We start from the raw sequence: 24,587 nt of genomic DNA, 5'->3' as shown, positions 1-24,587 counted from the left end.
CGCCACGATCTCCGGGGACATCGTCTCCGAATGGAACGCCCAGTCGACGGTGGCCTTCTTCTACAACACGAACGACGACGGCGAGGTACTCGGGGACGACAGCGGCACCTACGTCCTGCAGGCGGAAGTGGATCTCGACGGAGCCGAGGCCTACGAAGGCTCGGTCCGGGCCCAGAAGGAGATCTGCGAAGGAACGTACGGGAATCTCGACCCGCTGAGAGAGATCCTGGCCGCGGGCACACTCACCGATCTCACAACCAACATGGTCTTCGGCGACTCGGCCGACTTCGAATTCACGTATTCAGGCACGATCTCGGGCGCCAAGGGCCTGAGACTCACCTTTGCCCAGGGAACCTCGGTGATTGAGGGGGACGTCTCCGTTCTCTCGGTGACGATCAACGCGGGCGCCACGCTCAGGGGCGACGGCACCTGGACGATGACGCCGATGAGCGGGGACGTCGACCCCACGCAGGCCTCCTCCTTCGGCACGGCCTACGCCCGCGCCGGCGACAACACGAGCCTGCAGGGGTACCTTGAAAACAACGGCACGCTCTACGCCACGGGCGCGACGGGACACATCACGATCGACGGCGACTATGTCATGGGCGACGGCGCGGCGCTCGTCCTCGGCGTGACGAGCTCCGGGGCCGTGACACCGCTCACGGTGACGGGGGCGGTCACCCTCGGCACGGCGTCCTCCTCCTCGGATTCGGACGAGGCCGCGGCCGTGTCGGATGAAGCCTCCTCGGGAACCTATACCGTGAGGTACGTCCCCGAGGAGAGCTACTTCCGCACCGGTGACGCGATCGACGCGTCCTCGGTCTCGGGCACGGCGATCGTGACCGGCTCGGGCGAGACCGTCGGCACGGAGGTCTTCACGCAGGGCGGCGTCATCCAGGATGCGGACATCCTCGGGTCGCTCTCCCTCACGCTTGAGTTCACGACCCCCGACTCGAACACGATCGAGGTCACGCGTCTTGCGAACGCCTACTCGAACCTGCTCGATGAAAGCGCCTCGGAGACGGAGCGCTCGATTGCGAAGCTCCTCGACAACGGCGCCGAGACGGCGGAAGGGAATGCGCAGACGCTCATCGCCTCGCTCGACTTCACGACCGACCGCTCGGTCGCCGCTGCGGCGATCGCGGACCTCAAGGGCGACGCGCATGTGTCCGCCGTCCGCTCGGGCTTCGCTGTGGAGCGCCTCGTCGACCGCACGCTCGCGCGCGTCCCCGCGGACGCCGCAGTCTCCGGGCGTCACGTCTGGCTGCAGCCCTTCGGCGGACGTCTTGCGGACAACGCCGCAGGCGCGCACTCGCGCACCAAGGCCGCCGGCCTCGCAGGAGGCGTGACGGTGACCGAACCGGGGAAGGAGCTCGGCTGGCAGATGGCGGCCGCGTACTTCTCGGAAAGCAACAATCTTCACGCGAAGACCCGCGGCGAAGGCTTCTGGCTCGGCGCCTCGGCCGCGAACGCGATCGATGCCGACGGCACCTGGTGGCTCGACCTCTCGGGCCGCATCGGTCTCGCCAATGTGAAGACCGAGCGTTATCAGACCGTCATCGGCTCGACGCAGGAGGTGAAGGGCACGCGCTGGAGCGCGACCCTCGGCGCGAAGGTCGGTCCGAGGCTTGAGCTCGCTGACCTGGTCTCGGTGAGGCCGGCTGTGGGGCTCATCGGCACGGTGCTCCGCACGCCCTCGAAGACCGAGGACAAGGTGGGCGGCCTCGCGATCGAGGATTCCTGGTACCGGTCGCTCCGTGCGCAGGCGGGCGTTGCCCTTGAGACCGCGCCGATCGCCTCGGCCGTCACGGGCTTCTCGTGGAAGTGGACCGCGAACGCCGGCTACGAGCGCGAGCTCATGAAAGACGCGGGCGAGTTCAAGGCGGGGTTGGCCGGCATGAACGGCACCTTCGGCCAGAGGGTCGACTGGAATGACAGGAACCGGTGGCTCATCGGCGGCGGGCTCGAGCTTGCGAACGAGAAGGGCTTCACCGCGGCCGTCCGGCTCGAGGGCGAGCTCACCCACGGCGACGGCGCCGCGGTCACGGGCGGCGCGGAGCTGCGCTGGCAGTTCTGACGCGGGTTCCCCCGGGCGTTTACAAGGAAAGTTCCCCGGCCTCCCGGCCGGGGACACCTTAAAAGCGGGGCGGCTGATGTTCCGATGACGCGCCTCCGCGGGATCCCGCCCGGACCGCCCCCCCGAGCGCGCGGAAATAAAATAGCCTGCAGTCCCTCAAGTCCCTCATCTCCCTCCGCTGATGTCCGCCTGTCCCCCCGCCGGCGGTGTTTTCCGCCGCTTCCGCACCTCCGTCCGTCTGAACGCAAAGACGCTCACGGCGTGGATCGTCGTCGTCCTCTCGACGCTTGTCTTCTACGACACGCTTCTCTTTTTCAGGATCATCTTCGACGTCTGGGAGAACCGCGAGGACACGGCGCGCGTGTCGGCCGACATGGTGCGGCTCGACGTCTCGGCGGGCCTCAACTTCGGCAAGCGCCTCGAGCACTTCCAGGGGCTCGAGAAGATCGTGAGCGAGGCGATCGAGCGCTCGGGCTACCCGATCGCGATTCTCGCGCCGGGCGGCAGGACCATCCTCGGCCACGAGGGGATCCCGGAGAATCCCTTCGACGAGGGCGAGGAGACCGAGCGCTATCCCGGCGAGATCTTGCACCAGGACGACTATGGCGAGACGTACTTCCGGGAGATCAATTTTCGCGACGGCAGGCTCGCTGGCTGGATCGTCGTGCGCATCGACAGCGCCGAGGGCGACCGGGAGATCATCGCGGACTTCGTGAAGGGCGTGATCGTGCAGCTCTTCTCGCTCGTCCTCGGGGCTCTCGTGCTTGCGCTCGTCCTCATGTGCTTCGAGCGGGAGAGCCGGCTGAGGGAACTCGGCTCGATCTCGGCCAGGTCGCGCGCCGTCTGCATCGCACTCTTCGTCACGGTGATGGTCATCAACGCCGCGGCCTCGGTGGGAATCGCCGCCCAGGGCTACCGGGAGCACTCCGGGCACGGCGCGCGCATCCTCGGACAGACCCTCTCGGACACGGCCGCCGTGGTGGCCACGGCCGGCTTCTCGCTTGACCGCGCGGACGGGGTGGAGAGGTTCCTCGGGCATTTCGCGGGCGTCGGCGGCTCGTCGGCGGCGCTCGAGATCTTCATGCCCGACGGGACGAGGCTCGCGGGCAGCGTTCCCGCGGACGAGCCGAGGATCGGGCGCCCGATCGACTTCCCGCTCGCCACGCCGCTCGAGGACCTCTACGAGGAGGTGAAGGGCGCGCTGGTGCTGCGCGTGACGCTTCTCGAAGCGCCGTTCCTCAGCTACCTGCGCCACATCGCGCTCGACTTCGCGACGGTGACGATTCTCGGGTTCGTCTTCCTCATTGAGCTCTTCCACTTCCTCTCGCGGCTCTCGGTCTGGCGCGCCGAGGGCGGCCGCGAGCAGGGTTTCACGCTCAACACCGTCATGATGCTGCGGACGCTCTGCTTCGCGGGCGTCGGCGCCTCGCAGCTCTCGATCGCCTTCATCCCGACCCTGATGCAGAGGCTCCTTCCCGACGACACGCCCTCGAAGGGATTCTTCCTCTCGATGGCGGTCTCGGCCACCATGGCGGGCGGGGCGCTCGGCGTCCTCGTCGCGGGCGGACTGCTGAAGCGCCTCGGCGCCCGCTCGGTCATGACCGCGGGCTTCCTCTGCGCGGCGGCGGGCGCCGCGAGCGCGGCGGTCTTCCTCAATCCCGTAGGGGTGACGATCTCGCGCGCGGTGTCGGGCTTCGGCTGGGGGTTGTGTCTTCTGACGCTCAAGACGTGCGCGGCGAAGCGCACGAGGATCCTCGACGTCGAGGGCGGCGTCGTCGCGGGCACGCTCTGCGGCGGTGCGTTCGGCTCGCTCATTGCACAGCGCTTCGGCTTCGAGGCCGCCTTCATTCTCGAGACCGTGCTGATGCTCGGGCTCGCCGTCGTCCCGACGCTTCTCTTCACCGGGCGCGAGAGGTTCCTCGAGGAGGCCGGGCGCTTCCCGGCGCTCGGCTTCACGCGCGTGATGAAGAGCCTCGCCGATTTCCGCGTCGCCGTTCACGCGTTCCTCGTGGTCCTCCCCTACCAGGGCGTCTGCTACGGCTACTACAGCTTCATCGTGCCGCTCGTGGTGAAGGCCTCGGGCGGCGAATTGGGCGACACCGGCCGACTGATCCTCATGCGCTCGCTCGTGATCATCTTCGTCGGCGGCTCGCTCCTCAGACTCATCCCGGGCCGCATCCTCCCGGTGGTGACGGGCGCGCTGCTCATCCTGCTCGGCACCCTGATGCCGACGCTGATGCCCTCCGCCGCCGGGTATTCGCTCAGCGTGATCCTGATCGGCGTCGCGTCGTGCGCCTCGGGCGTCGTCGGCATCCTGCTCGGCTTCGGGGTGCAGAACACCCTCGGCATGGGCACCACGATGAGCCTCTTCGAGCTTGAGTGCCGTGCGGGCCGCGTGGTGGGACCGCTCGCGATGGGCGCGCTCCTCGCGTTCCTGCCCGCCACGACGGTGGCCGCGGTCGCGGGGTGCTACTACCTCGCGAGCGTCCTCGTCTTCATCGCGATCATGTATCCGCACCTCACGGAGAGGAAGGCGTGATGTCTTCCGGAGCCGTTGCCGCGCGGCGGCTGTAAACGGGGGGAAACTTCAGATTTTTTTGCTCCGCGTCGCCGTCTGCCGCGGAACAGGGCATAATTCGAGGAAGGCCGGGCGAAATTGTCCCTCAAGCAGGGGGTGAACGTCCGTGGCCCGGATTTCAATCAACTCAGCTTTAAAGAAGAGAACTCCAATGGCTCAGTTCATCCAGCAGCTCAACATCTGCCTCAAGGGCGGTCAGACGATCACGATCCCGTTCGCCACGCCCAAGGCCGAGGTGCTCAATCCCCAGATCGAGGCGTTCCTCAAGGCTCTCGGCGACAAGTCCAAGGCCGACGGCAACTTCCTCTTCCAGGGCCAGCGCGTCGTCCTCGTGCGTCTTGCCGATGTCTCGTCGGCTGACATCGTGAGCCTCGTCCGCAAGGAAGCCGAGGAAGAGGAGAAGAAGGCCGAGGCCTGATCTTCCGCCTTCCCGGGACGGCTCCGCTGAGGCGTCCAGAGAGCTCTAGAAGGCCGCTCATTCTATCGACGGAGGGCGGCCTTTTTGATGCCCGGGGTCTGCGCGGCGCCTGATTCGGAGACAGCTGAAAACGCTGTACACTCAATGGGTTGACGCTGACGGCCGGCCGGGGGAACCCGATGCGGCTGCGTGCGGCGTCATGCCTCTGGTTCCTTTTTCCTCCGCCCTCCCGCTGTGCAGCTCGTGAAGGAAGGCGTCCGCGTCATCGGCGTGATCGTCGGCCGCGCAAGCAACTACACCCGCATCAACGCCAAGAAGGGCGTGATCATCGCCACGGGCTGCTACACCTCGAACGAGGAGATGCGCAAGTGCTAGTCGCTGTATTCGCTGCGCGTCGATGGCCAGATCTACTACCCGACGAAGAGCAACACCGGCGACGGCCACATCATGGCCTTCAACGTCGGCGGCGTGATGCAGTGCAACGACAACCACTCCGCGACCGTGCACCTCGAGGCCGGCGCCGCGAGCTACGGCTTCCTGCACGTCAACATGAACGGCGAGCGCTTCATGAACGAGGACCTAAACCACCCCTCACTGAGGGGGTTTCTGAAGTCAGCGAGCTTCTCTCCTCGTGGCACACATCGCTGGTGCCGTCCCGACAAGTCGTCACATCGCCTTTCAGAAAACGATTTCGCATGCACTCCTCTACGGACTTGGGCACGAGGCCTTTCCGGAGGAATCTCCGGAGCTCGCGATCCGAAGCCCGCATTTGAGGAGTTGGATTTTCAACTACGACCCCGCATGACAGCCAACTCGGTTTCGCGGCTTGAACCACTCCTGCGAGCAGTTCGAGATCGTAGCGTTTCGCCCCGGGATCGGCGCACATAATATTGAGCGCCGCCGCGGCATCGCGATCCATGTAGAGGTCAGAAGACCCTCCCATCGGCACGCGCCGCTCCCAGAGTTCATGCTTCACATAAACATCGCCGATGACACTGTGCTGAGACGGTTTGAACTCCTTCGGATCGATCATCTGAACCTCACAGCCGGCTCTCTCTGCCTTGCTTTTGAACTTCGTGATGAACTCCGAGGGCGCGCCGTTCAGGACAGACTTGCCGTAGCGTACCTTTTGCATAGCTTTCCAGTTGTTCTCCTCAATGCGGATCGTGCCCGCGATCTGAAGAAGAAAGTTATGGATGCGGCCATGCTCGCATTTCCTGGTTGCGGTCTTCCGGCGAAACAGGTCCGTAAGCTCCTGCTGAAGACGCTCATACGCCTTCGAGCGCTTCCAGACATGGGCGCCCTTTTTGACCGCACCTTTTTCATCGTAGTTGTCCGGGTTGTTGATCCGCAGCGAATGAGCCATCTTCTGCTGAAGCCTGCGGATCTCGTCCTCCGTCTTGTCAGCCTCCGGGGCGGTGAGCACCTTGAAGGTCTCCCCCGTGCTCGTCATGATCGTCATGTTCCCCATGCTCGGATCAACGCCGGCCATCAGATCTCGCGGAGCAGGAATGATCTTCAGGGGCGGGAGCCCGTCCAGGACGAGCTGCACGAACCCTTTCCGCGGATGCGCTTCCTGATGATGCGGCAGAAACGCACCTTCCGGGGCATGGACGGGTTCAGTGGATCGACGAGGGCTTTCTGGGCATAGAGATCCTTCTTGGAGATCTCCGCCTTGAAGATGTGTTTCCCGTAGCGGACGGCCTTGAGTTCCGGGTCCCACATGATTGCCGACTTGTTCGTCTTCCCTCTCAGGGAATGAAGCCCGCGGCGGCCGCTCTTGAAGCGCGGCCGACCGCCGTCCTTGTAGCACCAGTTCGAATAGGCCACATAGAGATCGTCGGCGACACACTGCCGGATGTCGCTGTAGAGCTCATCCTTGCGTTTGCTGTCATCGGCGTGCTTCAACAGGATCTGCTCGAAGTCGTTGCGCCCCGAGAGTCGGTACGCCTTGCGGACTGCCTTGAAGGCCGCTTTCCTTTCGGGGCCCTCCGGCTTGAGATAGGCGTTGTGCCACTCCGGTGACCGCACCATCTTGTTGTGCTGATGGAACACGGTGCCGAGCGTCGCGTTCCTCAGCATGAGGGCGTACGCGAAGTCCCGCTCAAGACGGCGGTTTCCCTCGCTGTCAACGACAAGCGGGAGCTCAAGCGTAAAGCAGGGGCTGTTGGAAGATGCGGGCATGATGTATGGGTTCCGTCGCGTCTGAACTCCTTACGGGTTGAGAATTCTCCCCGGCCGGAGTCAGAAGATTTCAAAGTCAGTGATTCGATGGAATGCAGGCTACGGACGATTCTTTGGCATGTCAAGTGGTGATCTCAGGATATTTAGTTGAGGATCATTCTGTGCAGAGTATCAAATTCGCCAACTCATTGTTATCCTGTAAATATTAGCGATCTTAGGATCATTTTCGAAGATGTCTGCAAAAGATCATTTTTGCGCAGTGCGCACTGAACTTGACTGTCCGCCACCCGCATCAGGGTCATGACTGACTGATCTGTCGCGTGTCATGAGGTCATGGACTGTGGAGAGAATCTGTGACTTCGAACACCGTGCTCGCCTCAACCGCGATGTCTGTCGATCATGAATGCGCTTTGCTGTGACGGCTCGTCGGCGCGCGGGTCCTTGGCGAGACCTGCCGTGAGCATCTGGGATTGAGTGCATCGGTCCCTCGCTCCGAAGGCAGCATGTTCTGTCACTACTGGTGCGATGCCATGGCATTACGGGAGCCTCAGACACAGCTTCTCTAGGCCGAGGCCCTCGAGTCCCTCTGAGAACGGGGTGAGGAACCGGTCTGCAGGCGCTTCCGGCGAACAAGCTGGTTTCCAGCGCTTCCTAGTCAACGATAAGCGCTAAAGCAGGGACTGTCGGAAGAGGTGAGCAGGCAGGGTGAAGCGGGGCGCGCCGTTGCGCAAGTACCTGATTCCGCTTTCCACCTAGCTCGACGTCACCGAGGGGCAGCTCACCGGGGCGGAGCCCTTCCTCACGCCGAAGGAGCGGGAGACGGCGCCGCAGCGGCTCGAGACTTGCCCGGGAAGGATGATCCTCGAGACGCCGAAGAGAACCGCCCCGAACGGTTTCGCCGCGGAGGAGATCGTCAGCGTGGCGGAGTTCTCGAGGGCGTTCCTCTGCTACGTCTCCGGCCGAGCGGACGTCGACGTGAGCGAGATCGTCATCGTGAACGCCCGGGATGACAACATGGAGCCCACGGTTTCCCGCGACGGCTTCTGCCTCGCGGACACGCGCAGGAAGGACTTTTCGGAGGGCGGCCTCTTTGTCGTCCGCTCGGGGAGAGGTCTCGAGATCCGGAGCGTGCGGGCGGAGGCCGACGGCTCGGCCGCGGTCCTCTGAGACAACACGAGGTTCGGTGAATGCAATGTTCCGAAGGATCGGCTCTCGCCGGACCTCATCCTCGGCCGAGTGGTCTGGGTCTTCAACGGCAGGCGGTTCTGACTGCTCCCGCTTCACGGGGCTCTGAAGCGACTTCCGGTCAGTTCACAGGGGAGGGGAAAAGCGAAGAGTAGCACTCGGTGTGCGCGCGGGCGGAGCCCTTCGGCCGCGGGTTTCGTGAAACTTCGGAACCGCAGAAAAAGCAAACGCCCGCAAGCTCTACATGCGGGCGTTCTGCTCTTCTTAGCACTCGGCGGATCAAGTATCAACGCCGGGCGATGAGGTGTTTCCACTTAGTGGTTTTCCCCATGGCTTGTATTTTAGCAAAGTCCGGCGAAATTGCAAGTGTTTACGGGAAAAGATGTGAAGTTGACGTGCAAAGACGGGAGAAGCCGCGTGTTGCAGGATTCCGGCGTCTCCGCGGAGGAGGCCCGGATGAGGCCGGCCGCCGCCCTCCCAGGGAGGTCACGTCAGGAGCAGTCGCATGTATGACGTGTCACGATCTTTGAATTTTACATAATCAAGAATGGTGCTTCGGAAGGTATTTGATTTTCAGATGGTGTCCATCTGAAATCAGTATTTTTCCTAATTATTCCGAACTACTACCATGTCGTCCATGTGGAGGAGGTGCCCGTGATGGGCAGGACCGCTTCTCCGCGCCACCGAAGAAGACAACTTTTCAAAAAAGAGAGAGTGACATGAGCAACATTTCCCGTCGTTCCTTCTTTGAAGGCACCGCCGCCGGCGCGGCGCTTCTCACCGGCGTCTCCGCCGTCCAGGCGCAGCCCCAGAAGGCCGCCGAGCCCAAGTGGGACATGGAGACCGAGGTCCTTGTCGTGGGCGGCGGCTACGGCGGCCTCCCGGCGGCCGTCAAGGCGGCGCGCCTCGGCAAGAAGGCGATCGTCATCGACAAGCGTTTCTGGCTCGGCGGCGACGGCCTGATGTCGATGGGCATCTTCTATTCGTACAAGAACCGCTTCCACGAGGCCGCCGGCATCAAGGAGGAGCTCACGCTCGACCAGTATTTCGCCCGCATCACCTCGGGCGAGGCCGACGAGCCGATGAGCAAGGTCCGCGACAACCAGAAGCTGTCGGTGATCTACGACGGCATCTTCAAGCATGACCCGAAGGTGCTCTATGCGGCGAGCAAGGTGCTCCCCGAGACGATCGACCTGCTCGACGGCTACGGCGTCAAGTTCAAGCCCTTCAACTCCGCGAACTACTTCCAGTTCCCGACGCTCCCGGGCTCGATGAGCATCTTCGTGAAGGGCATGGTTGACGAGCTCGCCGCGAAGAACGTCCCGATCATCAAGGGCCTGCGCGCCACCGAGATCATCATGGACGGCGAGCGCGTCGCCGGCATCCGCGCCGAGTACGTGAGCGGCGCGAAGAAGGGCACCGAGGTGCGCATCAAGGCCCGCTCGGTCATCATCGGCACGGGCGGCTTCGTGAACAACAAGGAGATGATGGTTCACTACAAGCGCTACTGGTCGACGGTGGACATCGGCTTTGACGGCCTCGGCTCGGGCATGGCGATGGACCACACGGGCGACGGCATCCTGATGGGCCGCGACATCGGCGCGGCGCTCGAGGACATGGAGTCGATGCCGAAGTTCTACAACGGCACCTACGATAAGAGCCCGAGCATCTCCTGGATCATGTTCGACGTCGACACGGCGTACTTCATCGCCCCGAACGGCCGCCGCATGCTCAACGAGTTCGAGTCCCGCTACACCGGGTGCCTGCTCGCCCTCATGCAGAAGGGCATCAAGGAGGGCGGCCGCATCCTCTTCGACGAGGCGACCTTCCGCAGCAACAACCGCGACCGCTGGAGTCTCGACAAGGTGATGGCCGCAGGGAACATCTTCAAGGCCGACACGCCCGAGGAGCTCGCGCGCCTCGCCGGCCTCGACCCGCAGGCCCTGAAGGAGACGATCGAGCGCATCAACGAGGACGCCCGCAACGGCCGCGACACCGAGTTCGGCCGCAAGGACCCGCTCTTCCGCGAGCTCAAGGCCCCGTACTACATCACGAAGCCCAACTATCCGTTCTGCTACAAGACCGAGGGCGGCCTTGAGGTGAACCCGGACTTCCAGGTGCTCCGCGCGAAGGACCTGAAGCCCATCCCCGGCCTCTTCGCCGTGGGCGCCGCCTGCGGCTCGATCTCGGCCCACATGTGCGACGCCGTCGCGGCCGGCCTGATCGCCGGCGAGAAGGCCTGACCGAAGGAGAATCAGGCGTCTCCGCCCGGTCCGTGCCGCCGTCGGTGGGAAGCGGCGGCGCGGCCGGGACCTGATTCCTGAAACAAAAGAGCCTTCGCTCCCGGTCAGTGCATCAGATCCTTTGTGCGCAGGCCGGGAGATCCATTTGACGGAGAATCCCGACGACATCGTCTCGTGCGGGGTTCTCCGTTTTTTCGCTCCAGACGAGCGAGAGCGTCCAGCACGGGGCGCTCCCCTCAACGGTCTTCGCGACCACGCTCTTCGGGAGGTGACTGCGGAAGGTCTCCGGGAGGAGCCCGATCCCCTGGCCGCAGGCGACGTTCGCGATCTGCTCGTAGGGAGAGCCCGCGCACTGGATCACCGCGGGCGCGAGGCCGTGCGCGCGGCACTCGCCGATCAGCGCGTCGAAGTACTGCGGCGTGCGGTCGCGGTGAATGAAGACGAACTGCTCGCCCTCAAGGTCCTCCCAGGCGACCGGGTCCTCGCCGGCGAGCGGGTGCCCGAGGGGGACGATGAGGACGGGGCGCTCGGTGACGAGCGTGAAGCGGCCGACCGCAGGGTCGGAAGTGCGGTCGCAGAAGCCGATCGCGAGGTCGATCTCCTGCTCGAGAAGCATCGGCTCCATCTCGGCCGAGGAGATCTCCTTGATGACGAGCGAGATGTCGGGCCTCAGCTCGAGGAGCCGGCGCCGGATCCACGGGCACCAGTGCAGCATCGCATCGTGTATCGCGCCCACGGAGAGGATCGTGCGGTTCTCCTCGGCGAGCACGCAGGCCTCCTTGCCGAGGAGCTCGGCGTGGGCGATGAGGTCCTTCACCTTTGGCAGCAGCGCCTGCCCGCGAGGGGAGAGCTTCATGCCGCGCGGGAGCCGCTCGAAGAGCGCGTAGCCGAGCTGGTCCTCGAGGTCGCGGATCTGCGTGGTGAGCACGGGCTGGAAGATGTGCATCCGTTCGGCCGCCCGGCTGATGCTCCCGGTCTCAGCGACCGCGGCGAAGAGAAAGAACTGACGGATGATGCGGTGGTTCATGCGGAGCATGGGGAGACTCCCTGGGATCAGACGCCGCTGCGGACGGAACAAAAAGAGCCGGAAGGTCTCACAAGGCAAAGAGACGCTTCCGGCCGGAGAAGAAGAGAGGGTGACCACCCGGAGGCGGTCGGAATTACGCGGTCAGTCCGCTATCAGGGCACCTTGAAGTCGAAGGTGTGGCACTGGTTGCAGAAGTTCTCGCCCTCGGCGTGCCCGAAGTGGCAGTTGATGCAGTCGAGCTGGTCCTGGTAGTGGGGCGAGGTGTGCGGGTTGTGGCCCTTGACGTCCTTCGTCTTCTCGACGAGGGGCTTGAGGCTGTGGCACTTCGTGCAGTCGTCGAGCGTCGGGTCGACGGGGTTCTTGAGGTCCGGTCCGTGGCAGCTCTGGCAGGCGACGCCCGCCTTGACGTGACGGTCGGCGAGGAACCCGTCGGCGGCGACGGCGGGAAGAGAGAGCGCGAGGAGAAGGGAGAGAAGAAGCGGGCGGAGGGGCTTCATGGCTGTGGGGGTCCGTGTGTTCTTGTCATGAGATCCGGGGCACTGCGGTTCCTGACTGATCCCTGAGGCGGGAAGGCGAAGATGAGGATCGCCTTCCCGAGGGGGAAACCGCAGCGCCCCGGCGGGAGAGACGCTGCTTCGGATGATTCAGGTAATGAATCAGGCCTTTTCCTGCGCGGCGGCCTTGCCGGCGAGACGGCCGGTGACGAGCGCGTCGAGCGTGCCGTTGTCACCCATGCGGACCGCGCCGTGCGTGCCGTAGCAGGCCTCGCCCGCGGCGTAGAGGTGCGGGATCGGCTCGTCGGTCTCGACGTCGAGCACCTTGCCGTCGAGCGTGACGTGCAGGCCGCCCATGCAGTGGTGCACCTTCGGGCTCATCTCGGCGGCGTACCAGGGGCCCTCGGTCATCGGCTTCACGGTGTCCGTGAAGATGCGGTTGAACTGGGCGTCCTTGCCGGCCTTGACGTAGCCGTTGAACTCGTCGATCTGCTGCTGGAGCGCCTTCGGATCGATCTTCCAGTCGGCGGCGAGCTCGGCGAGGGTGGCGTACTTCTTCACGAGGCCCGGCTCGGTGACGGACTTCTTGTAGTCGGGACGGCGCTCGTCGAAGACCTTCCAGCTCGCTTCGTTGGCGACCGCGATGCAGCGGCGGCCCTTGCCCTGCTCGACGAGGATGGCGTCGGAGCGGACCTTGCGGTTCTCAAGCTCGTTGACGAAGCGGCGGCCGTCGGTGTTGACCCAGAGGCCGGCCTCGCCGCCCACGTACTGCGAGTAGTTCCAGCAGATGCCCATGCCCTTCTCCATCGGGTTGTTCCAGGGCGTGCACTGGATCCAGTCGGCCTGGACGATGTGGCCGCCGATGCGGGAGGCCTCGCGCCAGAGCTCGCTCGTCGCGCCCGGCTGGTTCGTGGTCTGGAACTTCGCCGTGAGCTTCGGGTCAAGGGTGGAGCGGTACTTGACGTCGGCGCCGAAGCCGCCGTGGCAGAGGATCACGGCCTTGCGGGCGCGGATCGTCTTCACCGTGCCGGAGTCGGCCTTCGGGAAGCGGTAGCGGGTGCGGACCTGCAGGCCCTCGACGACGCCCGTCTCGGGGTTGCGCAGGATGTGCTCGACGTAGACGCGGGTGCGGGGCTTGACGCCGTAGTGCTTCTCGAGGTACTCGGCCTCCTTCAGAACGTAGCCCGAGCCCGAGCCGTTCTTCGCGGAGACGCAGCGCGGCTTGCTGTGGCCGCCCGTGAAGCCGATGCCGTCGGCGAACTCGACGCCGATCGTGTTGACGAGCCACTCGTAGTTGGTGAGGGACGAATGGGCGACCAGGTGGGCGCGCTCGGGCTCGTTCATGTAGGCGCCGTTACGCATGATGTCGTCCTCGAGAAGGTCCTCGCTGTCACCCTCGATCTTCCCCTTGATCTGGTGCGGGCCGCCGACGACGCAGATGTCGCCGCCGTTGATGATCGAGTTGCCGCCGATCGTCGGCATCTTCTCGAGCACCATGACCGAGGCGCCGGCGGCCGCGGCCTCGATGGCGGCCGCGAGACCCGCGAAGCCCGAGCCGACGACGATCACGTCCGTCTCCTCGTCCCACTTCGCGGGCATCTGGATGACTTCCTTCGCGGCGGCGAAGGACGGGGCGCCGGCGGCGGCGCCCGCGGCGGCCATGGCGAAGGCGTTCCTCAGGAACCCGCGGCGGCTGTTGTTGATATCGGTCATGGTGGTTTTCTCCTTGGAGATGGCAGTTTTTTTCCTGGCGCCGCGGACCGTCCCGGGGATGTCTGAAAAGCCGGCTGCGGTCCGAAGCGCCTCGTCTGACTTCGGATCAGGGCGCGGCGGAAAGCCGCTCTCCTGATGACGGAAATTCTTTCCCCGAGGTGTGATTAATCAACCGCCGGGTTCGTCAAGAAACCCGTTCTTTGCACGCGTTCACATTCCTTCCGGGGCGTTCCGCGGCCGGCCGGCGGGGCAGAATTCAGTCTCAGAAAACCTTTCCTTCCCGTGATATCCATGCAGAGAAACGCCGGGCGCGGCAGAGCCGCGCTTCTTGCCATCCTTCTCGCGGCCGCCGCCCTCGCGCAGGCGGGCGCCGCGGAGCCCGACGCGGCCCCCATCCGCATCGCGGTGGCCGTGCAGTCGCCGCCCTGGTCCGGCGGGGCGTTCCTGCGCGAGAGCCTCAGGCGCCTCGAGGGCACCGAGCTCGCCGGCCGCATGGAGATCCGCTGGGGGAGCGTCGCCGAGGTGCTCGACGCCATGAGAACGGGCGGCGCGGAGTTCTTCGTCTGCGACGCCTCGGCCTACGGGAGCTTTCACGCCGAGGGCGTGAGGATCCTCGCCACGGCCGTCTCCGCGCGGCAGCCCGACCCGGACCACGGGCTCGCGGCGGCGGTGGTGGTGAGACGGGACTCGGCCGTCCTTGACCTCAGGGATCTCGCCGGGGCTCCCTTCGCAGCGGCCGGGCGCGACGAGCTCGCCGGCATGCTCGCGCTCCGGGGCGAGCTCGCGCGGGCGGGCCTCGAGCCCGACGAGTTCCTGCGGTCCGTGAAGTACTACGGCGCGACGGGCGGCCGCCGGGCGCTCGAGGCGGTCGTGAGGGGTGAGGCCCGGGCCGCGGTCGTGCGCTCGGGACTGATCGAGGACATCGCCGAGGCCGCGGGCGTCGATCTCACCGGGGAGCTCCGGGTGATCCCCGCGCCGGCCGGCGCCGCGTACACGCTCCATGACCTCCATTCGACCGCCGCCTACCCGAACATGATCTTCGGCTCGACCGCCTCGGCGCCGCGCGAACTCATCCGCTCCGTGCAGGTGTCGCTCCTCGGCATGCCCGAGAACCCCTGGGGCGAGCACTGGTCGGTGGGCCCGAGCCTCGGCGAGGTGGACGCGCTCTTCGAAACCCTTTCCGAGGGTCCCTACGCCTGGCGCCGCAGCTGGACCGTCGAGCGCATCTGGCGCGAGTACCGAACGGGCGTCGTGGTGGCGGGGCTCCTGATTGTCTTTCTGCTGCTCCACGGGTGGCTCGCCGAACGGCTCGTGCGCCGCCGCACGCGGGAGCTCTCCGAGTCGCTCGCCACCGAGAAGCGGCAGAGCGAGGAGCTCCAGAGGCTGGGCCTGCAGATCTCGGCCCTCGAGCGAAGCGGCATCGCCGGGCAGATGTCGAGCCTCATCGCGCATGACCTCAAGCACCCGCTCGCGGCGATCCTCAACCTCGTGCGCACGCTCTCGACCCGCATCGAGCGCGGCATCGCCGAGGACCGGATGCCGCTCGAGGAGGGCGTCGCGATCCAGGACGACCTCGAGCGCATCGGCGAGTCGGCCGCGAAGGCCGCGGCCGCGATCGACCACGTGCGCGCCCGCGCCCGCGGAAACGGCGGCGCCGTCGAGCGCCTCGACCTCGCGGCCGTCGTGCGCGGGGTGCTGCGGGACTTCACGGCATTGAGAAGCGAGAAGACACCCGTCGAGGTGACGGGCGCGGAGTCTCTTCCCGTCGACGGCCGCCGGATCGAGATCGAGCTCCTGGTGCTGAACCTCTTGAAAAACGCCGTGCAGGCCGCGCACGCGAAGGGCGCGCCCCCGCCGCGGATCCGCGTCAGGCTCTTCACGGACGGGGGCGGCGGCGCCTTCACGATCGAGAACAGCGCCGCGGGGCTCACCGACGAGGCGCTCGAGAGGATCCGGGCCTTTGCCGCGCCCACGTCGCGCGCCGACGGCCTCGGCCTCGGGCTCGGCCTCATCCGCACGCTCGCCGAGGCGCACCGCGCGCGGATCCGCATGGAGCGCTCGGCGCTCGGCGGACTTTCGGTGACCGTGACCTTCCCGCCCGTGACCGACAGCAGTTCAGAAGCAAATCAGACCATTGGAGAAGCAAAATGACCGAGGCACCGCTCGTGAGAATCGTGGACGACGAGATCAGCACGCGCACGACGCTCGAGGAGATGCTCGCCGCCGAGGGCTGGAGGACGGCCTCCTACCCTGGGGCGGAAGAGTTCCTCGCCGCCGACGCGCCGTCGGTGCCGGGCTGCATCATCCTTGACGTGCGCATGGGCGGCATGAGCGGGCTCGAGCTGCAGGCCGAGCTCAACCGCCGCGGCTCCGAGCTTCCGATCATCTTCTACTCGGCGCACGGCGACATCGAGATGGCCGTCGACACGATGAAGAGCGGCGCGAAGGACTTTCTCCCCAAGACCGTGGGCAGCGAAAAGCTCCTCGCCGCAGTCTCGAAGGCCGTCGCGGAGAGCCTCGCGCAGACGCCGCTCGAGTGCCCGCCCTCGGAGTTCATTGCGCGCTGGGAGTCGCTCTCGGACCGCGAGCGCGAGACCGCGGAGCTCATCGCCGAGGGGTGCCTCAACCGCGACATCTCGCGGAAGATGCAGATCGCGCTGCGCACGATCTACGTCTACCGCGTCAACATCTACCGCAAGCTCCACGTGAAGACGGGCGCCGACATCGCGCTCTTCGTCGGGCGCGTGCGCGGCATCCTCGAGGGAGAGGCCTGGCAGGCCGGAAATGAGGGAGGCGCACGATGACGAAGCGCTTTCTCTCCGGGCGGCCCCTGCCGCGGCGCACGCTCCTCGGCGCGGCCGCGGCCCTCACGGTGTTCCCGGCGTCCGGGCTCGCCGCCTCCCTTCCCGAGGAGACGCACGACGTCGTGGTCGTGGGCTCCGGGTTCGCCGGACTCGCCGCGGCGCTCGAGGCGCGGCGCGCTGGCGCCGACGTGCTGATTCTCGAAAAGATGCCCGGGCTCGGCGGCAACTCGGTGCTCTCCGCGGGCGACATGGCCGTGCCGGCGAGTCCCGTGCAGAAGGCCTGCGGCATCGAGGGCGACTCGCCCGAGGTGATGCTCGCCGACCTCGTGCACTTCGGCGGCGCCACCTCGATGAGCCACGCGCGGGCGCTGGTGGCGAACGCGCTCGAGACGTGGGAGCTCACCCGCGAGCGGCTCGGCGTCCCCTGGAACCTCGCGCGCATCCAGGGCGACTGGGGACAGAGCGTCCCGCGGGGCATCACGCTCGTCACGCGCTCGGGACTCACGATCGTCGAGGCGGCCGTCGAGCTGCTCAAGCGCCGGCAGACGGACATCCGCACCGGGCACCGCATGGAGCGGCTGATCCTTGACGAGTCGACGGGCCGCGCCGCGGGCGTCACCGCCACCGACCTCTCCACCGGCCAGCAGACGCGGTTCCTCGCCCGCACGGGCGTGGTGCTCGCCTACGGCGGCTTCAGCGCAGACGTGGCCTTCCGCAGCGCCCTCAATCCGCTCCTCGGGCGCAACGTCGCGACGAGCAACCAGCCGGGCGCGACGAGCGAGGCGTGGCGGGCGCTGATCGACGCCGGGGCGAGCATGCTTGACCTGAAGGAAATCCAGGTGATGGGCTGGAACTCCGCCGACGAGCGGGGGCTCGGGGAAGCGTGGACCGTGATCGAGTACGCGACGGTGCCGCACGGGAACTGGGTGCGGAACCGGACGGGCGAGACGCTCTTGAACGGTGACCGGAGCCCGAGGTTCCGCGCGGACCTGCTCCTGAGGCTCTGCAGCGCGGGCGAGCGCGTGACGGCCGTGGTGTCCGACGAGGGCCTCGCGCGGGCGCATGCCGATGCCCGCTTGATTGACGGGCTCGTCACCCGCGGCATCATCCGCCGGTACCCGACCTGGAGCCGGCTCGCCGAGGGCGAGGGCATCCGCGCGGCCGTGAACGACCCGCCGGGGTCGGGAGGCGCCTGGCACGCGGTGTCGCTCGTGCCCAAGGTGCATCACTGCCAGGGCGGGCTCGAGATCGACGGCCGGGCGCGGGTGCGCGCGGACCGGGGACCCGCGAAGGGCGGGGTGATTCCGGGGCTCTTCGCCGCGGGCGAGTGCACGGGCGGGCTCTTCGGGAAGGCGCGCCTCCCCTCGCACTCGGTGACCGACGCCCTCGTGATGGGGCGGATCGCCGGGCTCGAGGCGGTGAAGGGCTGAAAGAGAGAAGGGCCCGGATTCCTGCGAACCCGGGCCCCTGCGGATGTTCAATGACGACGCTCGCGGATCAGACCTGCGCGTACCCTAAAGCACGGCTGATCGCGGCGGCGCACGAGGTCACGGTGGCGATGAGGTCGGGGAGCGACACGCTTGCCTTGATGCCGGTCGCGGCGACGCAGGACGTGACCGACCCGTCGAAACTGCGGATCGGCGCGGCGGCGGCGATGACGCCGGGCTCGTGCTCCTCGTCGCAGATCGAGTAGCCGCGCGCGCGGCAGGTGCGCAGGTCCTCGAGCACCTCGTCGTGGGTGACGAGGGTCTTAGGGGTGAACTTCTCGAGCGGCGCCTTCCTTTTGAACACTTCCTCGAACTTCTGCGGGCCCCCGTAGGCGAGGATGATCTTGCCCGCCGCGGCGGCATGGAAGGGCATGTAGCCGCCGATCTGGGCGGCGAAGCGCGTCAAGGAACTGCCCGAGTCATAGTTGACGCAGGAGATGCACACCACCTCGCCCGCGTTCTCGCGGCAGAGGTAGACGAGGTTCTGGAGCTCATTTGCGGCGGCCTGCATCGGCTCGCGGGCGATCTTCGCGAGCCGGTCGGAATTGATCATCACCGACGACATCTGCAGCATCGCGAGGCCGAGCTGGTAGAACTTCGTGCGCGTGTCCTGCATCACGAGGCCGTTCTCGATCAGGGACTGCAGAAACCGGTGCGCGGTGCCGAGCGGGAGCCCGAGCTTCGCGCAGATCTCGGAGATCGGCAGGCCTTCGTCGTATTTGCTGAGGAGCTTCAGTATGCTCACCGCTCTGTCAATGGACTGGATGCCCATGGTGCTTGGTCCTCCTCGGGGAAGAGGGAATATCCATGCAGAGGTGTCCGCAGAGGAGCCGTGCAGGGATTTCCGTATGATCGGTCCGTTGATCAGAGAATATCACATAGTGGAAAAGTTTTCCAAAAATAAGAAGACACGAAAAAAACAAAATCAAAGCCGCTGACGCCGACGCCGGCGCTCACACCGGGGCATAGCCCTGGGCGCGGCTGATCGCGGCGGCGCAGTCGGTGACTGCCTGGATGAGCCCCGGGAGCGACACGCCCGCCTTCACGCCGGTGGCGGCGACCGAGGCCGAGACCGTCCCGTCGAAGTTCCGCACGGGCGCGGCTACGGCGATGACGCCGGGCTCGAGTTCCTCGTCGCAGACGGCCCAGCCGCGGGCCCGGGCGGTGCGCAGGTCGTCGAGCACGTCCTCGTAGGCGACCCTGGTGCGGTCGGTGAACTTCTCCAAGGGCGCCTTCGCCGTGAAGACCTGGTCGAACTTGCCGAGGCCCCCGTAGGCGAGGATGATCTTGCCCGCGGCCGCGGCGTGGAAGGGCATGGCGCCGCCGATCTGCGCGGCGAACTGCGTGAGATTGCTCCCCGAGTCGTGCGAGACGCACGCCACGCACACGACGTCGCCCGCATTCTCGCGGCAGAGGTAGACCAAGTTCCCGATCTCGTCGGCGCACTTCTGCATCGGCGCCTTCGCGGCGCGCGAGAGGCTGTCGGAATTGATCATCACGGAGGCGAGCCTCAGCATGCCGAGGCCGAGCCGGTAGAACTTCGTGCGGCGGTCCTGCATCACGAGGCCGTTGCCGACGAGGGTCTGCAGAAACCGGTGCGCGGTGCCGAGCGGGAGGCCGAGCCTCGTGCAGATGCCCGAGACGGGCAGCCCCGCCTTGTGGTCGGAGAGGAGCCGGAGGATGCTCACGGCGCGGTCGACGGACTGGATGGTCAAGATGAACTCCGATAAGTGTGAATGGTATTGGCTGGCTTTCTGCGAAACGGGGTCCTTCAATCGGTGCCCGGGCCTTTCCGACGGGCTGCGGGCGGGGTCGTCTCAGAATACGGAAACAGTTTCCAGAATTGAAAAGGTCGGTGAAAAAGGCGGCGGTTTCGTCCGCCGCCCCTGTGGTTGTTGAAGAAGCGGTCAGCGGCCGGCGTTGCCGAGGACGAGGGCCCTGACGGCCACCTCGGTGCCGTCGATCACGGGGACGCCGAGGATGCGGCGCATTTCCGAGGCGGCGCTCCCCATGCCGGCGCAGCCGAGGACGAGGGCGCCGGCGCCCTCTCGAAGCGCTTCGCGCGCGGCCTTCATCAGGCACTCGAGCGTCTCGGCCTCCGTCATGTGCTCGGTGTAGCCGGTCGGGACGGAGAAGAACCGGCCCTTGAGACCGAGGCGCTTCGCGAAGGCGACCTTGCGGGGAACGGACTTCTCCGAGATCACGAGGATCGCGGCGCGGTCGCAGCTGGCGGCCGCGGCGAGAAGCGACGAGGAGCCGATGCCGAGCGCGGGCTTTCCCGTCACCTCGGCGACGGCGGAGAGCCCCGGATCGCTGTGGCAGGCGACGACGAAGGCGTCGGCCGTGTCCTTCCGGGTCCTGACTTCCTTGAGAAGAAAATAGGCGGCCTCGACCTCCTCGGCGTCCGAGTTGATGAGCGCGGGCGAGCCCGGGACGCAGATGCAGTCGAGCTCGACCGTGTCCGTCCCGATGCCCTCGGCGGCGAGCCCCTCCTCAGGTGACTGACTGCACTGTGTCTTCGTCTGGTCGGATCTCCGCCTCCCGGGGCCGGTGAGTTCGCGGCGACGGCCCGGCCCGGAGCGGGCAGAGGCCGCTCACGCAGCCGCTCCGGGGCGGACCGGGCCGCTTGCCCGTTCTTTCGCCGCCGGCGCACCTGCGGCGTGAAGCTCGGAAACGGCCGCGGCAGGGAACCGCGGAGAAGTGCTTTAGTTTTCTCTCCTTAAAGCCGGAGCCGTCAGAGTGACTCCCGGCGGAAAGGAGCCTATCCCTTTGATCTGACGGAAAAAATATAGAAAGGGAGTTATCAGTTTCAACCGTTCGTTGTAGATTGAAGAGGTTATCCTGTTTCAACCGTTCGTTGTAGATCGGCGGGGTTTTCAGGTCCTAGAATTCAAACATTAATATTAACCTCGAAAATAACCAGAAATGAGTATTGAGAAATGGACCGCCTCAATGCGATGAACATCTTTGTGAAGGTCGCCGACAGCGGCTCCTTCACCGCGGCGGCGAGGCTCTGCACGATGACGCCGCAGAACATCGCCAAGGCGATCTCGGCGCTCGAGAAGGAGATCGGCGCGCGGCTCATCAACCGCAGCACCCGGCGGCAGAGCCTGACCGAGATCGGTCAGATCTATCTCGAGCGCTGCCGCTCGATCCTCTGCGAGGTCGAGGAGAGCGACGCGATCGTCTCGAACTACTCAGGCGCCGTGAAGGGGACGCTGCGCGTGGCGGTGGCGAACTGCGTGGTCTCCACCATTCTCAGCCGGCGGCTCCCCGTGTGGCTGCACGCGAACCCGGAGATCAAGCTGCAGCTCTTCGTCACGAACCGCGTCGTGAACCTGGTCGAGGAGGGCTTTGACACCGTGATCGCCGACGAGCCGCCGAAGTCCTCGGAGCTCATCTGTCACCCGATCTCGCCGATGCCCGTGATCCTCGTCGCCTCGCCCGAGTACCTGAAGGACCACCCGGCGCCCGAGACGCCCGAGGATCTCCATCGGCACAGGCTCCTCACGCGCAAGGACATCATGACGTGGCGCTTCTTCGACGGCGAAGGGCGCGAGACGCAGATCCGCATTCCCGACCAGTATCTCTGCAACACCGGGCAGATGAACTTCGAGATGGCGCTCGGGGGGCTTGGCATCGCGAAGCAGCCGCACTTCCGGGTGCGTCCCTCGCTCGAGCGCGGCGAGCTCGTGCAGCTCCTCCCCGACTGGCGCACGCCCGCCCGGCGTGTCTGCGCGCTCTACGCGAGGCGCAAGCTCATGACATTGAAGCTCAAGAAGTTCATCGAGTTCCTCGACCGGGAGCTCGGGCAGGGTCAGCTCCTCTGACGCCGCCCGGGGGCCACGGAATCCGTCTGCGGACAGCAACTTGGGAGCGTCAGGGCGCCCGGCGAGGGACTGTATACGGAGGCCGGCCGCGTTTGCGTGAATCCCGCGCGCGGTAACGGTCCATAGAATGACGGACGGACGCCTCCGGGCCTCAGGTTCCGGGGCGGCGTCCCGCAGAAGTCTCCCTCACTCCCTCGAAGCAGAAGAATTCCTCATGACCCGCAGACATCCTGCGCGCCGGCTCTCCCTCACCGGCGTCGCGCTCTCCGTTGCACTCGCCTTCTCCTCAGCCGCCGAGGCCTGGGTCGCCGACCAGGTGCTCGACGCGGACGGAAATCTCTATGCATATTTCCGGATCACCGAGCCGGGCGAGACCTACATTGACGAGGACGAAGGCGTGGACGTGTCGGCGAAGGTGCGCACCTGGGCCGGGACGGAACTCGAGGCCGTGAAGAAGGGCGTCCTTTACTGGGCCGACGTGCTCGGGGCCTCGGTCGGCAAGCCGACGATGCGCATCACCTTCCTCGCCGAGCACGACGACAATGCCGCGGCGACGAGCTACGAGACCATGTATGACGAGTCGGGCGTCGCGCTCACGAAGCTCGAGGCCTGCGTGCGCGGGCTCGTCACCTGCACCACGGAGGACGCGGACATCGTCCTCCATCAGCCGAAGTACGCGGACACCTGGACGTGGCTCGGCCTCTCGACCATTCCCGCGAACGGCATGACGGGCGACGGCGTCGGCACCATGATCCACGAGCTCGGACATGCCTACGGCATCGCGACCTACCAGACGACGACGGACGCCGCGGGCAACTCGAGCTTCATGACGGACCGCTGGAACATCTTCGCCGCGCATCTCGTCGACATCTACGGCAAGTCCGCCGCGGCCGGCATGACGATCTCGCCGGTCGGCCGCTCAAATGCGACCAATTCCTCCTACAGCCTCGCCGACGCCTTTCAGGTCATGGCGAACGCGTCGGACTACGCGAACGGGGGCGTGAAGTTCGTCGGCACGAACGTGAGCGAGGTTCTGAAGGGCGACTACCAGGGCGCGCCGGCCTCCGCCGACGAGGTGATGATCTACTACAGCGACTCGACGTTCGTCTCCGCCGACGGCTCTGCGATCATCGCCCGGAACTCGATCCTTTACGGCGTCACCGGCGGGCTGCCCATCAACTCGATCGAGAGCGGGCAGTACGAGTTCAGCCATATCGAGCTCCAGAACTCGCTCATGAGCCACCAGCTCTGGCGAAACTATCAGACGCTGCTCGAGGCCGAGCTCGCGCTCCTTGAGGACATCGGCTATGAATTCGACCGCAAGCGATTCTTCGGCACCTCGGTCTACGAGAGCGGCAACGGCGCGATCACGATCACGCAGGCCTTCACGGGCCGCGAGAACTACGCCTGGACCGGCGCCCCGAGCACCCAGAGCCTCGCGATCGGCGTCCATGTCTACGGGTCGGTCAACAACGTGACGGTCGCCGCCGACCAGCTCGCCGACGGCGCGGAGTCGATCGGTGTCCGCGTCGACGGCATCGGCAACGACATCACCGTCGCGAGCGGCGTCACGATCACGGCGAACGGCGAGAACGGCCGCGGCATCGCCTTCGCCTACGGGCGCAACCACACCCTGACGCTCGAGCAGGGCTCGGTCGTCACGGCCGCGGGCCCGGGCGGCAGGGCCCTCTCCTTTGACTTCGGATCGAACGAAATCGGCGACTACTACGGGTACCGCGGCTCCTTCGGGAGCGCGTCACTCGACGACAACGGCGTCTGGGACAACTACACGATCAAGGACGCGCTCAACGGCGCGCTGATGGAGTCGGTGCGGATCGCCGGCACCGTTAGCGCCCCCTCGGGCACCGCGATTTACATCGCTTCCAATGCGCTCGTCTCCGGGATCACGATCGCGACCGGCGCCTCGATCGAGGGCGACATCGTCTCCGAGTGGAACGCCCGCTCGACCGTCGCGACGGACGAGAGCGGAACCGAGACCCTGCGGGCCGCGAATTCGCTCTACTCCGGCATTTACACCCAGGCGCCGGCCGGGACCGATCTCACGACGAACCTGATCTTCGGCGACTCGGACGACTTCGATTTCACGTACGCCGGAAACATCACGGGCGCCGACGGCATCCGGGTGACGTTCGGCGCGGGCACGACGACCTATTCCGGAACGGCCTCGGTGCTCGGCGTCGTGCTCGAGGAGGGCGCGACGGTGAAGGGCGCGGGCACCTACATCCTCACCGCGGCCGCCGAGAATGAGAGCGACGCGCAGGCCCGTGTCAGCGACGAGAAGTTCCGCCAGGGGATGTTCGTCAATTACGGGACCCTCTGGTCGAGCGGCGCGACGGGGAACGTGACGATTCAGGGCGATTACGTGCAGGCCGCGGGTTCGGCGCTTGTCGTGGGTCTGCGGAGCACCGGCACGATCAACCCGCTCAGGGTCACGGGCGACGCCATGACCTCGAACGACGCGGACACCGAGACGGAATCGGAATCGAGCTCCGAAGCCTCTGCGGCGACGCTCCTCACCGCCGCCTC

The 24,587-nt window shown here is 66.1% G+C and carries 18 protein-coding genes and 1 pseudogene; 11 read left to right on the top strand and 8 right to left on the bottom strand.

What is annotated here, in order from left to right; genetic code table 11:
• From Q4F91_RS06745 to Q4F91_RS06730, 4 genes are all read left to right on the top strand, one after another.
• On the top strand, window positions 1–2,077 hold a 2,077-nt coding region (locus Q4F91_RS06745), incomplete at its 5' end, for an autotransporter outer membrane beta-barrel domain-containing protein (protein WP_303336044.1).
• Window positions 2,078–2,258: 181 nt separating this feature from the next.
• Window positions 2,259–4,616, top strand: coding sequence for an MFS transporter (locus tag Q4F91_RS06740; RefSeq protein ID WP_303336042.1), 2,358 nt, complete (start codon window positions 2,259–2,261; stop codon window positions 4,614–4,616).
• A gap of 190 nt (window positions 4,617–4,806) precedes the next feature.
• Entirely contained in the window at window positions 4,807–5,073 is a 267-nt protein-coding gene (locus tag Q4F91_RS06735; RefSeq protein ID WP_303336040.1) for a hypothetical protein, read from the top strand.
• A 189-nt stretch (window positions 5,074–5,262) separates the two neighbouring features.
• Complete coding sequence (locus Q4F91_RS06730; RefSeq protein ID WP_368660980.1) at window positions 5,263–5,448, top strand: FAD-binding protein; 186 nt, start codon at window positions 5,263–5,265, stop codon at window positions 5,446–5,448.
• A 190-nt stretch (window positions 5,449–5,638) separates the two neighbouring features.
• Here the strand turns inward: Q4F91_RS06730 and Q4F91_RS06725 are convergent, their stop codons facing one another.
• Both Q4F91_RS06725 and Q4F91_RS06720 read right to left on the bottom strand, forming a co-directional pair.
• Window positions 5,639–6,625, bottom strand: coding sequence for a hypothetical protein (locus Q4F91_RS06725; RefSeq protein WP_303336036.1), 987 nt, complete (start codon window positions 6,623–6,625; stop codon window positions 5,639–5,641).
• A complete protein-coding gene (locus Q4F91_RS06720) occupies window positions 6,592–7,257 on the bottom strand; it encodes a hypothetical protein (protein ID WP_303336034.1) in 666 nt (221 codons plus the stop codon). The genes Q4F91_RS06725 and Q4F91_RS06720 overlap by 34 nt, the downstream gene beginning before the upstream one ends.
• A gap of 855 nt (window positions 7,258–8,112) precedes the next feature.
• On the opposite strand from Q4F91_RS06720, the gene Q4F91_RS06715 reads away from it, so the two are divergent.
• Both Q4F91_RS06715 and Q4F91_RS06710 read left to right on the top strand, forming a co-directional pair.
• Window positions 8,113–8,424: a hypothetical protein gene (locus Q4F91_RS06715; RefSeq protein WP_303336032.1), complete on the top strand. Its 312-nt coding sequence runs from the start codon at window positions 8,113–8,115 to the stop codon at window positions 8,422–8,424.
• Window positions 8,425–9,161: 737 nt separating this feature from the next.
• Window positions 9,162–10,685 carry an FAD-binding protein gene (locus Q4F91_RS06710; RefSeq protein ID WP_303336030.1) on the top strand — a complete coding sequence of 508 codons (1,524 nt, stop codon included), beginning with the start codon at window positions 9,162–9,164 and terminating at the stop codon, window positions 10,683–10,685.
• Between the two features lie 112 nt (window positions 10,686–10,797).
• Here the strand turns inward: Q4F91_RS06710 and Q4F91_RS06705 are convergent, their stop codons facing one another.
• The 3 genes from Q4F91_RS06705 to Q4F91_RS06695 form a co-directional block, all read right to left on the bottom strand.
• Window positions 10,798–11,721: a LysR family transcriptional regulator gene (locus Q4F91_RS06705; RefSeq protein WP_303336028.1), complete on the bottom strand. Its 924-nt coding sequence runs from the start codon at window positions 11,719–11,721 to the stop codon at window positions 10,798–10,800.
• 143 nt (window positions 11,722–11,864) lie between these two features.
• On the bottom strand, window positions 11,865–12,209 hold the full coding sequence (locus Q4F91_RS06700) for a cytochrome c3 family protein (RefSeq protein WP_303336026.1): 345 nt from the start codon (window positions 12,207–12,209) through the stop codon (window positions 11,865–11,867).
• Between the two features lie 159 nt (window positions 12,210–12,368).
• Window positions 12,369–13,919, bottom strand: a complete 1,551-nt coding sequence (locus tag Q4F91_RS06695) for a flavocytochrome c (RefSeq protein ID WP_303336025.1) — start codon at window positions 13,917–13,919, stop codon at window positions 12,369–12,371.
• Between the two features lie 291 nt (window positions 13,920–14,210).
• Here Q4F91_RS06695 and Q4F91_RS06690 point away from each other — a divergent pair, with 291 nt between their 5' ends.
• Genes Q4F91_RS06690 through Q4F91_RS06680 form a run of 3 tightly spaced genes read left to right on the top strand, consistent with a single transcriptional unit; the run spans window position 14,211 to window position 18,153 of the window.
• Complete coding sequence (locus Q4F91_RS06690; RefSeq protein WP_303336023.1) at window positions 14,211–16,070, top strand: PhnD/SsuA/transferrin family substrate-binding protein; 1,860 nt, start codon at window positions 14,211–14,213, stop codon at window positions 16,068–16,070.
• Complete coding sequence (locus Q4F91_RS06685; RefSeq protein ID WP_303336021.1) at window positions 16,067–16,723, top strand: response regulator transcription factor; 657 nt, start codon at window positions 16,067–16,069, stop codon at window positions 16,721–16,723. The genes Q4F91_RS06690 and Q4F91_RS06685 overlap by 4 nt, the downstream gene beginning before the upstream one ends.
• A complete protein-coding gene (locus Q4F91_RS06680; protein ID WP_303336018.1) occupies window positions 16,720–18,153 on the top strand; it encodes an FAD-dependent oxidoreductase in 1,434 nt (477 codons plus the stop codon). Before Q4F91_RS06685 ends, Q4F91_RS06680 begins: the two co-directional genes overlap by 4 nt.
• A gap of 67 nt (window positions 18,154–18,220) precedes the next feature.
• Here Q4F91_RS06680 and Q4F91_RS06675 read toward each other — a convergent pair whose 3' ends face one another.
• From Q4F91_RS06675 to Q4F91_RS06665, 3 genes are all read right to left on the bottom strand, one after another.
• Window positions 18,221–18,982 (bottom strand): IclR family transcriptional regulator, encoded by a 762-nt coding sequence (locus Q4F91_RS06675; protein ID WP_303336016.1) that lies wholly within the window; start codon window positions 18,980–18,982, stop codon window positions 18,221–18,223.
• Between the two features lie 181 nt (window positions 18,983–19,163).
• The gene (locus Q4F91_RS06670) at window positions 19,164–19,925 is read right to left on the bottom strand and encodes an IclR family transcriptional regulator (RefSeq protein ID WP_303336014.1); all 762 of its coding nucleotides are present in this window, start codon (window positions 19,923–19,925) and stop codon (window positions 19,164–19,166) included.
• A 192-nt stretch (window positions 19,926–20,117) separates the two neighbouring features.
• Entirely contained in the window at window positions 20,118–20,681 is a 564-nt protein-coding gene (locus Q4F91_RS06665) for an aspartate/glutamate racemase family protein (RefSeq protein WP_303336046.1), read from the bottom strand.
• Between the two features lie 468 nt (window positions 20,682–21,149).
• Between Q4F91_RS06665 and Q4F91_RS06660 the strand changes: the two genes are divergently transcribed.
• Together Q4F91_RS06660 and Q4F91_RS06655 are read left to right on the top strand one after the other, a co-directional pair.
• The gene (locus Q4F91_RS06660; protein WP_303336012.1) at window positions 21,150–22,040 is read left to right on the top strand and encodes a LysR family transcriptional regulator; all 891 of its coding nucleotides are present in this window, start codon (window positions 21,150–21,152) and stop codon (window positions 22,038–22,040) included.
• A 214-nt stretch (window positions 22,041–22,254) separates the two neighbouring features.
• Window positions 22,255–24,587: pseudogene (locus Q4F91_RS06655) on the top strand (hypothetical protein); the annotation flags it as partial.

Origin of the sequence: Sutterella sp. (genome assembly GCF_030539355.1) — a bacterium.
In the GTDB taxonomy this organism is placed as follows: domain Bacteria; phylum Pseudomonadota; class Gammaproteobacteria; order Burkholderiales; family Burkholderiaceae_F; genus Sutterella.
The sequence above is the reverse complement of the archived record's forward strand: the minus strand, read 5'-3'. Positions and strand labels throughout refer to the sequence as shown.

Excerpts from the sequence above, each read along its gene's own strand:
- Q4F91_RS06740 (WP_303336042.1), top strand. The coding sequence starts at position 2,259 with ATGTCCGCCTGTCCCCCCGCCGGCGGTGTTTTCCGCCGCTTCCGCACC.
- Q4F91_RS06735 (WP_303336040.1), top strand. The coding sequence starts at position 4,807 with ATGGCTCAGTTCATCCAGCAGCTCAACATCTGCCTCAAGGGCGGTCAG.
- Q4F91_RS06720 (WP_303336034.1), bottom strand. The coding sequence starts at position 7,257 with ATGCCCGCATCTTCCAACAGCCCCTGCTTTACGCTTGAGCTCCCGCTT.
- Q4F91_RS06715 (WP_303336032.1), top strand. The coding sequence starts at position 8,113 with ATGATCCTCGAGACGCCGAAGAGAACCGCCCCGAACGGTTTCGCCGCG.
- Q4F91_RS06710 (WP_303336030.1), top strand. The coding sequence starts at position 9,162 with ATGAGCAACATTTCCCGTCGTTCCTTCTTTGAAGGCACCGCCGCCGGC.
- Q4F91_RS06705 (WP_303336028.1), bottom strand. The coding sequence starts at position 11,721 with ATGCTCCGCATGAACCACCGCATCATCCGTCAGTTCTTTCTCTTCGCC.
- Q4F91_RS06700 (WP_303336026.1), bottom strand. The coding sequence starts at position 12,209 with ATGAAGCCCCTCCGCCCGCTTCTTCTCTCCCTTCTCCTCGCGCTCTCT.
- Q4F91_RS06695 (WP_303336025.1), bottom strand. The coding sequence starts at position 13,919 with ATGACCGATATCAACAACAGCCGCCGCGGGTTCCTGAGGAACGCCTTC.
- Q4F91_RS06690 (WP_303336023.1), top strand. The coding sequence starts at position 14,211 with ATGCAGAGAAACGCCGGGCGCGGCAGAGCCGCGCTTCTTGCCATCCTT.
- Q4F91_RS06685 (WP_303336021.1), top strand. The coding sequence starts at position 16,067 with ATGACCGAGGCACCGCTCGTGAGAATCGTGGACGACGAGATCAGCACG.
- Q4F91_RS06680 (WP_303336018.1), top strand. The coding sequence starts at position 16,720 with ATGACGAAGCGCTTTCTCTCCGGGCGGCCCCTGCCGCGGCGCACGCTC.
- Q4F91_RS06675 (WP_303336016.1), bottom strand. The coding sequence starts at position 18,982 with ATGGGCATCCAGTCCATTGACAGAGCGGTGAGCATACTGAAGCTCCTC.
- Q4F91_RS06660 (WP_303336012.1), top strand. The coding sequence starts at position 21,150 with ATGGACCGCCTCAATGCGATGAACATCTTTGTGAAGGTCGCCGACAGC.